Source organism: Halomonas sp. OfavH-34-E (genome assembly GCF_024124525.1).
Taxonomy (GTDB): Bacteria; Pseudomonadota; Gammaproteobacteria; order Pseudomonadales; family Halomonadaceae; genus Halomonas; species Halomonas litopenaei.
The window spans coordinates 1-14,447 of sequence record NZ_JAMXRY010000025.1 but is presented as its reverse complement, the minus strand read 5'-3'; the positions used below and the strand labels follow the sequence as shown (position 1 = coordinate 14,447).

Genomic DNA, 14,447 nt, shown 5'->3' with positions numbered 1-14,447 from the left:
GATCCCGGGCGTTGAGCATGAGATAGGCCGTGGCCAATGGCCACGGCCTGCAATGAGAGGAGTATAGGGTCGAGTCCGAAGTGTTTTATTCTTTTTTACCCACCTTACGCGAACGGTGATATCGAAGTTATTACAAGTCACAGGCTTTACTTTCTTTCAAGCTTCTTAAAACAGTTGATTCAACTACCCTGAATTTCACCCCTGCCGCTACGCTTGGGGCGCGACAGGGTCCGCCGCAGCAACAGGTAGGCGCCAAGCCCCGCCAGCAGGTTGCCAACCCCCGCTCCAAGCCCAAGGCCGGTAACACCGCCGATCAGCATTACACCGAGCCACAGGCACGGCAGGTAGAACACGAACAACCGCGCGGCAGACAGCAACATGGCGCGCATCGGCCAGCCGAGGGCATTGCCGGCCGACACCACCAGCATGCACACCCCGAGCGCGGCATAGCTCGGCAACATGAAGCGCATCAGCACCATCAGCGATTCGCTGACCTCCGGCGTGCCGGCCAGGGCACGGGCGACCCAGGGCGAAGCCAGCGCCAGCGACACACCCAGCATCAACTGCCACACCACCACCACCTTGAGGGCAAGGCGCATCAGGCGGTGCACCTGGGCCCAGTCGCCGGCGCCGTAGCAGCGGCCGAGCCAGGGTGGCAGCGACATGGTCAGCGCCAGCACCACCATCAGCGACACCGTCTCCAGACGGCTGGCAAGTCCCCAGGCCGCCACGGCGGATTCGCCCAGGCGTGACACCGTGGAAATCGCCAGCATCGCCGCCAGTGGCGGCATCAACTGGCTGACCATGGCGGGACAGGCGACCCCCGCAAAGGACCGCCCCGATAGCCGCCATTCCTCCCGGAGGCCTTCGAACGCGAGCCAGTGGCGCCCCTTCAACTGCCAGCCGAGCAAGGCAAGGCCGCTGCCAAAGGCAAGCACCGTGGCCCAGGCGGCCCCGGGCAGGCCCAGCCCATCCCAGTTGCCGAGTCCAAAGATCAGAATCGGATCGAGACACAGGTTCACCAGGCTGGTCAGCACCATCATGCTGCCGGGAAAGCTGGTGTTGCCGTGTGCACGAAACAGGCTGTAGCCGAAGTACACCACCGCCCCCAGCCAGGCGGCGACCAGCTGGGGTGCCCAGTAGGCGCGAATCAACTCCCGCGCGTGAGCGTCGGCCCCAAGGGCCCCGAAGATGGGACTCTGCAGGGCCCATAACACCAGCGCCAGCAGGCCGATGGCGACTGTCCCCATCATCAGCGACAGACTGCCCAGACGTTGGGCGCGGTCGTCTTCGCCTCCGCCCAACGCCCGGGAAATCAAGGCGGCAATGGCGATCCCCATGCCCACCTGGACACCGATGATCAGAAACGACAGCGGAAAGGTGTAGGACTGGGCCGCCAGGGGAGCGGTGCCCAGGCGCGCGACGAAGGCAGAGTCGACCAGCTGAAAGCCGAGCAGCGACAGCACTCCGATCGCCATCGGCCAGGTCTTTTGCCACAGGGTGCGCCCCAGGGAGGTAGAGTCGGAACTTAGGTGCACGGTGTCTCCGGATGGTAGATAGGCCGCTTATGGTAAGCCATAACGAACCCTCGCTCAGCCTCCTTCAACGGCAAAAGCCCCGGGCACCTGTCCCGGGGCTTTCGTCATGTTGACCAGGGCGTGTTACTGACGAATGCCTTCGAAGGTCACGTACAGCTCAAGGTTGTGCATCGGCTCGGGGAACTTGCTCATGTCGATGTCGTAGTCGGACAGCGCCAGCTCGGTGGAACCTTCGAAGCCTGCGCGATAGCCGCCCCAGGGGTCGTCACCCTCGCCCAGCAGGGTCACCGGCATCTCGATGCTGTTGGTCACACCGTGCAGGGTCAGGTCACCGCTCAGCACACCTTCACCATCGCCGGTAGATTCAAAGCCGGTGGAGGTAAAGGTGGCGGTCGGGTACTCACCGGCGTCGAGGAAGTCACCGCTCAGGATGTGCTTGTCGCGCTCGGCGTGGTTGGTATTCAAACTGGTGACATCGACCTCAACCTCGGCGGACGCCGCCTCGACGTTTTCCGGATCGTAGCTGAAGGTACCGTCGAAGGACTCGAAGCTACCCAGAATATAGGAATAGCCGAGGTGGCTGATCTTGAACTGGATAAAGGCGTGCTGGCCTTCAGAATCGATGGCGTAGTCGGCGGCCTGGGCCTGGGCCAGCGGCAGCAGCGAAGCGGCGGTCAGGGCGGCGATGGCGGTCTTCTTGAACATGTTACTCTCCTTGATGGTTACGCGGTAATTGCGTCAGCACTCTTTCTCTATACCGACCTTGGGTCATGTATCGGCCCCGGGGCGGTCGATTCTTGACGTCCGGACAACACCTGCCGGCGGTCGCAGGGTAACGTTGGCGTCTTCAGGCCTGCTCCCCGGAGGTCTTTTCTGGCTTGGCCCGACGCGCCAGGCGCGGGTCGACCATGCGAACCAGGGTGTCCTGACGGTCCAGGTAGTGATGCTTGAAGGCCGCCAGGGCGTGGCCCGCCGACAGGATGATCAACGCCAGCGCACTGTACCAGTGAACCACGCCGGCGCGGGAGGCCTGCTCCGGCAGGTCACTGATCAGCGCGGGCACGGTAAACAGGTCAAGCACGGCGATGCCCTTGCCGTCGGCGGTGGAGATGAGATACCCGCTGATCAGCACCGTGGTCATCAGCAGATACAGCGCCAGATGGCCGAGCGCCGCTCCGCGACGCTCAAGCGCTGAACCGTGGGCCTCGGGGGATGGCTGCACCAGCCGCCAGAGAATGCGGCCAGCCACCACGAACAGCAGTAGCATGCCGACGCCACGATGCCACCAGGGTGCCAGGTTGTACCAGTTGCTGTAGTAGTCGAGACCGGTCATCCACCAGCCCAGGGCGAACAGACCGAGAATCGCCAGCGCACTTGTCCAGTGCAGCAGGATGGCGAACAGGCCCCACCCCTGGCGTGAATTTCGCCACATGCCAACGTCCTTTGATTAATCGATGAAATCGAGCTTAACGCATCTTTAGACGGCAAACCGTGGAAAAATTTCGAACGATAGATACGATAAAACCGCGATATGGCGCGCCTGGCTGCTGCCCTTCCCCCGTAACGCAACGACCGCCGACGAGCGGACTCGTGCGGCGGTCATGGTAAAGCAGCGCTTCAACACATCACTATGGGGAGGCTCCAGCATGGCAGCCTCGGGCGAACCTCTAGACCAGGGCGTCGAGCCCCCTGGCCAGGTCAGCCTTGATATCGTCGAGATTCTCGAGCCCCACGGCGATGCGCAGCAGATTCTCGGAAATGCCGGCGGTTGCCTTCTGTTCGTCCGACAGGCGCCCGTGGGTGGTGGTCGCCGGGTGGGTAATGGTGGTCTTGGCATCCCCCAGATTGCCGGTGATCGACAGCATGCGGGTGGCATCGACCACTGACCAGGCCTGCTCGCGCCCGCCCTTGACCTCGACCCCGACCACGGCGCCGAAGCCCTGCTGCTGGCGGCTCGCCACCTGGTGCTGGGGATGACTCTCGAGTCCGCTATAGTGAACCTTCTCTACCGCCGGGTGAGCGTCAAGCCAGCGCGCCAGTTCCAGCGCCGAGGCGGCGTGAGCCTTCATCCGCAGGTTCAGCGTCTCCAGTCCCTTGGTGAAGATCCAGGCATTGAAGGGACTGAGGCATGGGCCGCAGGTCCGCACCACTCCGAAGACTTCCTCGAGCTCCTTGTCACGCCCGACCACGGCCCCGCCGATGGCGCGCCCTTGGCCATCCAGGTACTTGGTGGCCGAATGGATCACCAGATCGGCGCCCAGTGACAGCGGCCGCTGCAGCGCCGGCGTCAAGAAGCAGTTGTCGATGGCGAGCAAGGCATCGTGGCGATGGGCCAGTTCGGCCAACGCTTCGATATCGACGACCTCGGACAGCGGGTTGGAAGGCGTCTCGGCGAATAGCAGCCGAGTCGCCGGGGTCATCGCCGCTTCCCAGGCGTCCAGATCGGAAAGCTCCACATAGCGTGTGGTGATACCGAACTTGCCGAGATACTTGTCGAACAGGCTGACGGTGGAGCCGAACAACGAGCGCGAGGCGACGATCTCGTCACCGGCCTGAAGCAGTGCCAGCGCGGTGGACAGGATGGCGGCCATGCCGGAACTGGTGGCTACACAGCGCTCGCCCCCTTCCATCGCCGCCAGGCGACGCTCGAAGGTACGTACCGTGGGGTTGGTGAAGCGCGAGTAGACGTTGCCCGGCTCATCACCGGAAAACTTGCGCGCCGCTTCGGCTGCGCTGCCGTAGACAAAGCTCGAGGTCGGAAAGATCGGCTCGGAGTGTTCCTGCTCCTGGGTGCGATCGTGCCCCGCCCGGATGGCCAGGGTCTCGAGGTTCCATTCGTCCTGCGTCGGGTCCAGCATATCCGTCTCCATCACTCGCCAGGGTGCCGTCGACTCGGACGGGTAGAGAGAGAGCGCCTTCGGGCACTCCCCCTGCCGACCGACGACGCCCTGCGGTTAGCTGTTGGGTATCAGTCGATATCGTCCTGATTGTGCATGCCGACCAGGGCGTGATCGCCAGCGCTCTGATCCTGCTTGGCGCCATCGTTGCGCGAAGCCTCGAGATCGGACAGGTAGGCCTCGTCGATGTCGCCAGTGATGTACTTGCCATCAAACACCGAACAGTCGAACTCGGCCAGCGCCGGATTGACCTCACGACAGGCCGCCTTCAGGTCCTCAAGGTCCTGGTAGACGATACGATCGGCGCCGATCAGCTCACCCACCTCGGCCTCGCTGCGGCCGTGAGCGATCAGCTCGCTGGCGGCGGGCATGTCGATGCCGTAGACGTTGGGATAACGCACGGGCGGCGCGGCAGAGGCAAAGTATACCTTGTTGGCGCCGGCGTCGCGGGCCATCTGGATGATCTGCTTGCAGGTGGTGCCGCGCACGATGGAGTCGTCCACCAGAAGCACGTTCTTGCCCTTGAACTCGATATCGATGGCGTTGAGCTTCTGGCGCACGGACTTCTTGCGCTGGGTCTGCCCGGGCATGATGAAGGTCCGCCCGATGTAGCGGTTCTTCATGAAGCCTTCGCGATAGGTGACCCCCAGGTGCTGGGCCATCTCGAGTGCCGAGGTGCGCGAGGTATCGGGAATCGGGATGACCACATCGATGTCGTGATCCGGCCATTCGCTCTTGATGCGATCGGCGAGCTTGCGGCCCATCTGCAGGCGGGTGCCGTAGACGTAGGCACCGTCCAGCAGCGAATCGGGGCGTGCCAGGTAGACGTGCTCGAAGATGCAGGGGGCAAGCAGCGGACGATCGGCGCAGGACTGAGTGTGGTAGTTGCCATCCATGTCGACGAAGATGGCCTCGCCCGGCGCCAGGTCACGCACCAACTCGAAACCACCGACGTCCAGCGCCACCGACTCGGAGGCGATCATCACTTCCTGCCCCTCGCCCTGATCGCGGGTGCCGAAGACCACCGGACGGATGCCCTGGGGATCACGGAAGGCGACCAGGCCAACACCGTTGATCACCGCCACCGCAGCGTAGCCGCCGCGGCAACGACGGTGCACCCGACGCACGGCGTCGAAGATGTCGCCCGGCAGCAGATGGGGCCCCTGCTTGCCCAGCTCATGGGCGAAGACGTTGAGCAGCACCTCGGAGTCCGAGCTTGTGTTGATGTGACGGAGATCCGAGGAGAACAGTTCCTTCTTGAGCTGCTCGGAGTTGGTCAGGTTGCCGTTGTGCGCCAGCGCCAGACCGTACGGAGAGTTCACGTAGAACGGCTGCGACTCGGCCTCGCTGGACGAGCCGGCGGTGGGATAGCGCACGTGGCCGATGCCCAGGTTGCCCTTCAGGCGCGCCATGTGGCGTGTGTGGAAGACGTCACGTACCAGACCGTTGCTCTTGCGCAGCAGGAAACGGCCCTCGTTCCAGGTCATCATGCCCGCCGCGTCCTGACCCCGGTGCTGTAGCACCGTCAGGGCGTCGTAGATTGCCTGGTTAACCGCCTGCTTGGCCATCAGGCCGACGATACCGCACATTCAACTTACCTCATTTACCGTGAAACGCCGCCCGGGGGCCAGCGCAAGAGTCGTCTGTCACTGGCGAAGTCAGAGCGTGCTTGTGGCACCTTGCTTCGCATCGTCGATGGCAGATCCCTCTGCCTCGCCACCGGTAGGCGGCGATGGTTCTGCCTGGGGCAGCTCGCGCAGGGACTCGGGAAAGTCCGGCAGGCTGCCCTCGAAATCACTCAGTTGGCCAAGGCCCCAGTCGCGCAATTTCTCGAAGTGGGGGCGCACGCTGGCATCCTGCCAGGCCGTCAATTGATCCAGCGGGGTAAAGCCGATCAGCAGCGTGACCAGGGTCAGCACCGCTGCCGCCTTCACCCCACCGAACAAGGCGCCGGTCAGGCGGTTGAGAAAGCCTGCGCCGGCCCACTCCACCGCCGCCTGGATCATCCGTATCAGGATGCCGCCGAGCAGGATCGTGATCACGATGATCAGGATAAAGGCCACGATAAGCCGGCCATCCGGACTGTCGATCCAGTTGCCCAGCACCTCGGCCACCGGCTCGGCGAACATGCGTGCCGCCAAAAGCGCCACGATCCAGCTGGCCAGGCCCAGCGCCTCACGCACCAGGCCACGGACGAACCCCGCCGCCACGGCCAGCGCCAGCACGGCGACGAAGACCCAGTCCACCCATGTCACCAGCATCAGCTATCCACCTTGACCAGAAGCCCCTGCAGATTTTCCCGGGACTTGAGCTCGCTCATCACGCCCTCGGCGTCCTCGGACGCGCCGAAGGGGCCCACGTAGACCGTGGTCAGCGAATTGTTGCGCTCACGCGAGTAGGCGGGGTAACCCTGGTCACGCAGCTTCTGCATCAGGCGCTGGGCGTTGCCGGCCTCGCCGAAGCTGCCCACCTGCACCGCCCACTCACCGCCTTCCACCGCGGTGGGGCCGCTCGTCGTGCGCTGCTCGGCCTGGCGCGCCAGGGCGGCGATGGGATCTTCCCGGGGCTGGCTGGCCTCGGGTGCCGGTTCGGGCTCGGCCTGGCGCTCGGAGGACGCCTGTTCGGCCACCTGCTGCGCCGGTTCAGGATCCACCTGCTGTGGCTGGCTGGACTCGGAGGGTTCGCTCTGGCCCTGGTCGGCCTGCGAAGCATTGCCCTCGCCGGGGGCAACCGGTGCCTGAATCTGCCCAAGCCCTTCCGGCGGGGTGGGCTCAGGCACGTCGCGGCGCTCCACATCCACCGGCGGGTCGATGGTCAGCACCGGGTCCGGCCGCTGCTCGGGGGATTCGGGCTCATCAAACAACATCGGCACGAAGATGACGCCCAGCGCCACCACGATAATGATCCCGCTGATCCGCTCACGCATTCCGTATTTCATGTCGCTCCCTCGATGACGCCACCGCCACTGGACTGGCGGCTCCATCTCGCCAGTATGGCAGCCACGGTGAAGAAGGATCCCGTCACCAGTACACGATCTGCCGGCTCGACGCACGATTCGAGCCAGTCGACGCCGTCATCGACGCTATCGGCGTGGTGAAGGATTGTGCCACCTTGATGTTCGATGCGTGCCGCCAGGTCGGCTGCGCTACGTCCGCGATCGCCCTCGAGCGTCACCGGCAGCCAGGCGTCCACCACCGGTGACAGCGCGGCGATGACCCCCTCGGCGTCCTTGTCCTCGAGCATGCCGATCAGACACAGGGTTCGCCCCTGGACCTCCCTTTGCACTTCACGCCGTTCGGCCAGTCGCCCGGCCAGGTAGTTGGCGGCGTGAGGGTTGTGGCCCACGTCAAGGCACCAGTTACCGCGCCACTGCATCCGCCCGGGAAGACGCACCTCGGCCAGTGCCTGGCGACAGGCGTCTGGATCGAGTTCACCAAGGGCCAGCCACAGTGCCTGCAGCGCAGAAGCGGCGTTGTCCAGCGGCAGGCCGGGATCGCTTAGTCGTTCCAGGCCGACCGGCTGGCCTTGTGCGTCGCTGCCGCGCCACGACCAGCCGCCCTGTTCGCCATCAGGTCCTGCACAAGGTGCTGCTTGAGGGCCTGCATGGCGGCCCGAATGGGCGAAGGCCTCGCCGAGCGCAAAGATCGGCGCACCCAGCGAACGGGCATGGTCGGCAACGCTCGAAGGCAGGTCACGACTGCCCAGCACCGCCGGACGCCCGGTACGCATGATCCCGGCCTTCTCGCGGCCGATGATCGCTATATCGTTGCCCAGGAAGGCGGCGTGGTCCTGAGCCACGGTGGTCACCACGGCCACATCCGGATCCACCACATTGACCGCATCCAGGCGACCACCGAGGCCAACCTCCAGCACCGCCAGCTCGGGCTGGCGCCTGGCGATGGTCCACAGCGCGGCCAGGGTGCCGACCTCGAAGTAGGTGAGACTGACCGGGGATGGCGCGAGCCTGGCCTGCTCCACCGCGACGAAGCCTTCGATCAGCACCTCGTCGCTGGCCTCGCTGGCGTCCAGCCGAAGGCGCTCGTTGTAACGCACCAGATGGGGCGAGGTGTAGGCCGCCGTGGACAACCCATGGGCCCGTCCCAGCGCCTCGAGCATGGCCACCGTGGACCCCTTGCCGTTGGTGCCGGCGACGGTGATCACCCGGCGTGCAATCGGCCGCTCGGTCAGACCGAGACGCAGTGCCACACAGGCGACCCGCTCGAGGCCCAGATCGATGCCGACGGGGTGGGCGGCCTCGAGTCGGGCGAGCCAGCTATCCAGCGTGGTGGGCAGACCGTCGTTGTCCATGGGCTAGCGCGGTGTGTCCTGGGTGCGTTCGCCGTCCTTCGGCTCCTCGCCTTGGACAGCATCGGCTTCGTCGCTGTGCGTCTGCTGCTCGGCCGTCTCCGGCGCGTGCTCGGCCTGGGCGCCTTCACTGTCTGCCATGGCCACCGCCAGGTCACGCTCGGCGGCTTCGGCGGCGTCCACCAGGTCGGGCTCACTGTCGTCGGCGATACCTACCGCAGGTTGATGGGTCAGCTTGCGCAGCACCCCACCCAGCCGCGAACGCATCTCGTGGCGATGGACGATCATGTCGACGGTGCCGTGTTCGAGCAGGAACTCGCTGCGCTGGAAGCCTTCAGGCAGCTTCTCGCGCACCGTCTGTTCGATGACCCGAGGACCGGCAAAGCCGATCAGGGCGTTGGGCTCGGCCACGTTGAGATCGCCGAGCATGGCCAGTGACGCCGACACGCCACCGAACACCGGATCGGTCAACACCGAGATATAGGGCACGCCGGCCTGCTTGAGGCGCTCAAGCGCGGCGGAGGTCTTGGCCATCTGCATCAGCGAGAACAGCGCTTCCTGCATGCGCGCACCGCCGGATGCCGAGAAGCACACCAGCGGCTGGCCCTCTTCGAGAGCGATAGTGGCGGCACGCACGAACTTCTCGCCGACCACGGCCCCCATGGAGCCACCCATGAAGGTGAACTCGAAGGCCACCGCGACCACCGGCAGGCCATCCAGCGAACCGCGCATGGCGATCAGGGCGTCGTTCTCGCCGGTGTCCTTCTGGGCCGCGGCCAGGCGGTCCTTGTACTTCTTGGAGTCACGGAACTTGAGACGATCCACCGGCTCGAGGTCGGCGGCGATCTCTTCGCGACCTTCCTTGTCGAGGAACCAGTCAAGGCGCTTGCGCGCGGTCAGGCGCAGATGGTGATCACACTTGGGACACACGTTGTGGTGCTTTTCGAGTTCGGGCAGGTAAAGCACCGACTCGCACTTGGGGCACTTACGCCAGAGACCGTCCGGAACGCTCGCCCGGCGGTCCTTGCGCTGAATGCGGCCCACCGAGGGCACAATCTTGTCTAGCCAGCTCATGTCAGAAGTCTTCCGTTGCTACGGTCGCCGGCGGTGGCCGACGACAGGGTCGAATCTCTTCCCCGATCGCCTCTCAGGCGTCCAGGGCCTGGCGTATCTCTGTCATCACCGCCTTCAATTCGGCGATGGCCTCGCGGGGAGCGTCACAGTGCTCGGCGATGCGTGAGACCAGGGCACTGCCGACGATGACGCCATCGGCAACCTTTGCCACTTCCGCGGCGGAGGCGCCGTCGCGGATACCGAAACCGACACACAGGGGCAGGTCGGTCAGTTCGCGCAGCGGCGCCAGATGGGCCGCCACATCGTCGGCGTTGAGGCTCGCCGAGCCGGTCACTCCCTTGAGCGACACATAGTAGAGATAGCCATGCGCGTGGGCGCATATTGTAGCGGCACGCTCTGGGGAAGTGGTAGGGGCGACAAGAAAGATTGGCGCCAAATCCTCGGCTTCCAGCAAGGGCCCCAGTTCATCGGCCTCTTCCGGCGGCATGTCCACCACCAGCACGCCATCGACGCCGGCCGCCCTCGCCTCCCGGGCGAAGCGCTCGATACCCAGGCGCTCGATGGGATTGAGATAGCCCATCAGCACTACTGGGGTGTCGTCGTCCTGACGCCGAAATTCGGCCACCATGGCCAACAGGTCGGTCAGGCGGGTGCCGTGCTTCAAGGCACGCTCACAGGCCTTCTGGATGACCGGGCCATCGGCCATGGGGTCGCTGAAGGGGACCCCGAGCTCGATGATGTCGGCGCCGGACTCTACCAGCGCGTGCATGTAGTCGACGGTCACCTCAGGGGTGGGATCTCCCCCGGTGATGTAGGGAACCAGCGCCTTGCGACCCTGATCGGCGAGAGAACGAAAGCGTTTATCGATACGAGACATGAAATTCTCTAGCTCCTACAGGTCGATTCCGTCGATCTTGGCAACGGTGAGGATGTCCTTGTCGCCACGCCCGGACAGGTTGACCACGATGTTCTGGTCCGGCGACAGGGTCGGCGCCAGCACCTTGGCGTGGGCCAGGGCGTGGGCCGATTCCAGCGCCGGCATGATGCCCTCGACGTGGGTCAGCTCACGGAAGGCCTCGAGCACGGCGTCGTCGTTGGCGGCCACATAGTTGACCCGGCCGACGTCCTTCCACAGCGCGTGTTCGGGTCCGACACCGGGGTAGTCGAGGCCCGCCGAGATCGAGTGGGTATCGCTGACCTGGCCGCCCTCGTCGGACATCAGGTAGGTGCGGTTGCCGTGAAGCACGCCGCGGGGCGCGCCGGAGGCCAGGGGCGCGGCGTGACGGCCGGTCTCGACCCCGTCGCCGCCGGCTTCGACGCCATACATCTCGACGCCGTCGTCCTCGACGAAGGGATAGAACAGCCCCATGGCGTTGGAGCCACCGCCGACGCAGGCGATCAGCGCGTCAGGCAGCTTGCCGAACTGCTCGAGCGACTGGCGCCGCGCTTCACGGCCGACCACCGCGTTGAAGTCACGCACCAGTTGCGGGTAGGGATGCGGCCCCGCCACGGTGCCGATGATGTAGAAGGTATCGTCGACGTTGGTGACCCAGTCGCGCAGCGCCTCGTTCATGGCATCCTTGAGCGTGCGGGTGCCGGAAGTCACCGGAATGACGTTGGCCCCCAGCAGGCGCATGCGATAGACGTTGAGCTTCTGACGCTCGGTATCGGCCTCGCCCATATAGACGTCACAGCGCAGGCCCAGCCGCGCCGCCACGGTGGCAGTCGCCACGCCATGCTGGCCGGCGCCGGTTTCGGCGATCACCCGGGGCTTGCCACTCTTCTTGGCCAGCAGCGCCTGGCCGATGGTGTTGTTCACCTTATGGGCGCCGGTGTGATTGAGATCCTCGCGCTTCAGCCAGATCTGGGCACCGCCAAGCTGCGCAGACCAACGCCGGGCGTGATAGAGCGGCGACGGCCGACCGACGTAGTGCGCCAGGTCATGGTCAAATTCGGCCTGAAAGTCGGGATCGTCCTTGAGGCTTTCGTAGGTGCGGCTCAGATCGTCCAGCGCAAAGCTCAAGGTTTCCGAGACAAAGCGACCTCCGTAGGCCCCATAGTGCCCCCGAGCGTCAGGCCATTGGGTCAGTTCACTGAACTTGCTCACGTCGGACTCCTTGCGGATAAACTGGCTGAATAAAAAGTCGGTGATGGTCGCTCGCTACCGGGCGTGGGGCCTGCTGCCGCGTCAGCGGCGGGCGTCGCCCTGCCCCACGGCGCGCATAAAGGCCTGCATGCGCTCTGGATCCTTGGCGCCCGGCGCGCTTTCGATGCCCCCGGAGACGTCGAGGGCGAAGGGCCTCACCCGGTCAATCGCCTCGGCGGCGTTGTCCGCCGACAGGCCACCGGCGAGGATAACAGGTTTTGCCAGCGACGACGGGATGCGCGACCAGTCGAAAGTGTCACCGGTGCCGCCGGGCACGCCTGGGCGATAGGCGTCCAGCAGCAGTGCCTGGGCGCCGGCGTAGGTGCGTTCGGCCTCGTGCAGATCGAGGCCGTCGCGCATTCTCAGCGCCTTTATATAAGGGCGCGCAAAGCGCTCGCAGGCCTCGGCGCTCTCGCTACCGTGAAACTGCAGCAGGTCGAGACACGGCAGTGCCCTTTCGATGGTCTCGTCGTCGGCATCGACGAACAGCCCCACCCGGGTGACGAAGGCCGGCACCCGCGCCGCGAGTTCGGCCAGCCGCCCCAGGCTGACCGCCCTCTTGCTGCCGGGCCACAGCACAAAGCCCAAGGCATCGGCGCCCAACGCCGCGGCGGCGTCGATATCCTCTTCGCGGGTAAAACCGCAGAATTTGACGCGGGTACGGTGCGCGGCAGCGATCATCAGGACTCCTTGTCCGCGGCGTGCGCCGCCGAAGCGCCGGCAGGTCCTTCAGCGAAACCGTCGCCGAGCCCGTCGGCAAGCCCGTCGACGAGCTCTTCGGCACGTACCGCCCTGCGCGTCTCGGCGATCGGACGTCCGCGGCGAAACTCCACCATGGGGCAGTCCGGTAGCGGGCGCTCACCCGTCCACTCCCCCAGGAAGGCCAGCAGATTCGGCCCCAGTGGCTCGGCGGGCAGTTGCCACTCGGGGTCGTACAGGGTGTCGACGAAGTGCAACCCGCAGCCTGGCGCCGTCACATCGCTCTGCTTGCGATCCTTGAGTGCCATCAGTCGCGCGATGTAGTCGGTGCCCTGCTCGCCCCGCCCCACCGTCACCAGCGCGCCGACGATGTTGCGCACCATATGGTGCAGGAAGGCGTTGGCCTGAAGGTCCACCACCACCAGCGGGCCGTGGCGGTGTACCTCGATGAAGTGCAGGTGGCGCCAGGGCGTCTTCGACTGACAGCCGGCGGCACGAAAACTCGAGAAATCGTGCTCGCCGACCAGCGCCTGGGCGGCCTCGTGCATGGCGTCGGCATCCAGCGGGTCGCGGCACCAGGTGGCGTTGGCACGCTCCAGCACCGGGCGACTCGGCTGGTTGAGGATGACGTAGCGATAGCGCCGGCCCAACGCCTTGAAGCGGGCGTGGAATTCGTCGGGCACCTCGCGAATCCAGCGGATCGCCACATCCCGGGGGAGGTTGGCGTTGCCGCCGAACACCCAGGCCTTCTCTGAACGCTCCACCGGCGGGTCGAAGTGGGCGATCTGGCGGGTCGCGTGCACGCCTGAGTCGGTGCGTCCGCTGCAATGCAACGTGATCGGCACACCCGCCACCTTGGCCAGCGCCTTCTCCACCGCCCCCTGCACCGACGGGGCCTGCTTGAGCCGCTGCCAACCGCAATAGTGGGTACCGTCGTACTCGACGCTGAGCGCCAGACGACCCTTGAGGGGGGTACGTTCATCGAGATGGTGAAAGAAGGACATACGACCTGCTGAATACAAGATAATCAATAGAGGCAACCAGATCCGCGCTCCACAGCCGAATCTGCACCGCTGGCGCTAGTCGGCCATTATCGCCTATCCGCGTCGCGGCAGCCAGCCGTGCGCACAACTGGCGTTTTTCGCGTACAAACCAGGACCGGCTCATTACCGTTTTTACCCCCCAGCCATGGCAGCGAACCCCGCATCACGACATCGTCTCAAATACCGCCCGATATCCAATGTAAGGAAAAACCCTTTTAGGCAAAAAAAAGACGAAAAGGTCTTTAAAAACCATCCCATATTTCGGGCATTCAGCCCCCCTCTGCCACCCTCTACTCTGAATCCCTTGCACCCGCCCATGAGTACAATGTCGCGATCTTTTTTCCTTGCATACGTTTAACAAGCCCCGCCTTCCCCAACGGCATCCATGCAAGGAATTATCCAATGAACTTCAACACCGATTCATCATTGAATCAGTCCACTGCCGCCACACTGCTGGCGCAGGACAGCACCACCCAGGTCACCGCCCTGGCGCTGCTGGATGAAGATGGCTTGCCCAATGGTATTCCTGGCGGCCCACAGGATGCGGCTGGCCAGGACACCGTGGCAACCGGCACCCTTGGCTATAATTTCGGTGCCAACGGCCCAGCCGCGACCCATCCCTTTCGCTGGGAAACCACCGGCCTTCCTTCACTGACATCTGGCGGCGAGTCCCTTTCCTATCAGGTTTCCACAAGCGGCCGGACCTTGTCCGCCTCTACCAGCGATGGCACCACCCTACTTCAGG

Annotated in this window: 14 protein-coding genes; 1 reads left to right on the top strand and 13 read right to left on the bottom strand. The window is 64.9% G+C overall.

Annotation, left to right across the window (positions count from 1 at the left end; all coding sequences use genetic code 11):
• Window positions 1-179 precede the first annotated feature (179 nt).
• The 13 genes from NH448_RS12350 to truA all read right to left on the bottom strand — a co-directional run bounded on the left by NH448_RS12350 (window position 180) and on the right by truA (window position 13,663).
• A complete protein-coding gene (locus NH448_RS12350) occupies window positions 180-1,478 on the bottom strand; it encodes an MATE family efflux transporter (protein ID WP_253028831.1) in 1,299 nt (432 codons plus the stop codon).
• 183 nt (window positions 1,479-1,661) lie between these two features.
• Window positions 1,662-2,243 (bottom strand): YceI family protein, encoded by a 582-nt coding sequence (locus NH448_RS12345; RefSeq protein WP_108448841.1) that lies wholly within the window; start codon window positions 2,241-2,243, stop codon window positions 1,662-1,664.
• A gap of 142 nt (window positions 2,244-2,385) precedes the next feature.
• Window positions 2,386-2,970, bottom strand: coding sequence for a cytochrome b (locus tag NH448_RS12340; RefSeq protein ID WP_253028816.1), 585 nt, complete (start codon window positions 2,968-2,970; stop codon window positions 2,386-2,388).
• A 235-nt stretch (window positions 2,971-3,205) separates the two neighbouring features.
• Window positions 3,206-4,396 carry an O-succinylhomoserine sulfhydrylase gene (locus NH448_RS12335; RefSeq protein ID WP_239452535.1) on the bottom strand — a complete coding sequence of 397 codons (1,191 nt, stop codon included), beginning with the start codon at window positions 4,394-4,396 and terminating at the stop codon, window positions 3,206-3,208.
• 110 nt (window positions 4,397-4,506) lie between these two features.
• Window positions 4,507-6,024 (bottom strand): amidophosphoribosyltransferase, encoded by a 1,518-nt coding sequence (purF, locus tag NH448_RS12330; protein ID WP_045992459.1) that lies wholly within the window; start codon window positions 6,022-6,024, stop codon window positions 4,507-4,509.
• Between the two features lie 69 nt (window positions 6,025-6,093).
• Window positions 6,094-6,696: a CvpA family protein gene (locus NH448_RS12325; RefSeq protein WP_253028815.1), complete on the bottom strand. Its 603-nt coding sequence runs from the start codon at window positions 6,694-6,696 to the stop codon at window positions 6,094-6,096.
• On the bottom strand, window positions 6,696-7,373 hold the full coding sequence (locus tag NH448_RS23555; protein WP_045992458.1) for an SPOR domain-containing protein: 678 nt from the start codon (window positions 7,371-7,373) through the stop codon (window positions 6,696-6,698). The genes NH448_RS12325 and NH448_RS23555 overlap by 1 nt, the downstream gene beginning before the upstream one ends.
• The gene (locus NH448_RS12315; protein ID WP_253028814.1) at window positions 7,370-8,743 is read right to left on the bottom strand and encodes a folylpolyglutamate synthase/dihydrofolate synthase family protein; all 1,374 of its coding nucleotides are present in this window, start codon (window positions 8,741-8,743) and stop codon (window positions 7,370-7,372) included. The genes NH448_RS23555 and NH448_RS12315 overlap by 4 nt, the downstream gene beginning before the upstream one ends.
• 3 nt (window positions 8,744-8,746) lie before the next feature.
• Window positions 8,747-9,814, bottom strand: coding sequence for an acetyl-CoA carboxylase, carboxyltransferase subunit beta (gene accD, locus NH448_RS12310; RefSeq protein WP_253028813.1), 1,068 nt, complete (start codon window positions 9,812-9,814; stop codon window positions 8,747-8,749).
• Window positions 9,815-9,887: 73 nt separating this feature from the next.
• Entirely contained in the window at window positions 9,888-10,691 is an 804-nt protein-coding gene (trpA, locus tag NH448_RS12305; protein WP_108133029.1) for a tryptophan synthase subunit alpha, read from the bottom strand.
• A 15-nt stretch (window positions 10,692-10,706) separates the two neighbouring features.
• Entirely contained in the window at window positions 10,707-11,921 is a 1,215-nt protein-coding gene (trpB, locus tag NH448_RS12300; protein WP_181248630.1) for a tryptophan synthase subunit beta, read from the bottom strand.
• 81 nt (window positions 11,922-12,002) lie between these two features.
• Window positions 12,003-12,641, bottom strand: a complete 639-nt coding sequence (locus tag NH448_RS12295; RefSeq protein WP_045992453.1) for a phosphoribosylanthranilate isomerase — start codon at window positions 12,639-12,641, stop codon at window positions 12,003-12,005.
• Window positions 12,641-13,663 carry a tRNA pseudouridine(38-40) synthase TruA gene (truA, locus tag NH448_RS12290; protein ID WP_083970367.1) on the bottom strand — a complete coding sequence of 341 codons (1,023 nt, stop codon included), beginning with the start codon at window positions 13,661-13,663 and terminating at the stop codon, window positions 12,641-12,643. The genes NH448_RS12295 and truA overlap by 1 nt, the downstream gene beginning before the upstream one ends.
• A 441-nt stretch (window positions 13,664-14,104) precedes the next feature.
• Between truA and NH448_RS12285 the strand changes: the two genes are divergently transcribed.
• Window positions 14,105-14,447: hypothetical protein (locus tag NH448_RS12285; protein WP_253028812.1), on the top strand; the 343-nt coding region annotated here is incomplete at its 3' end.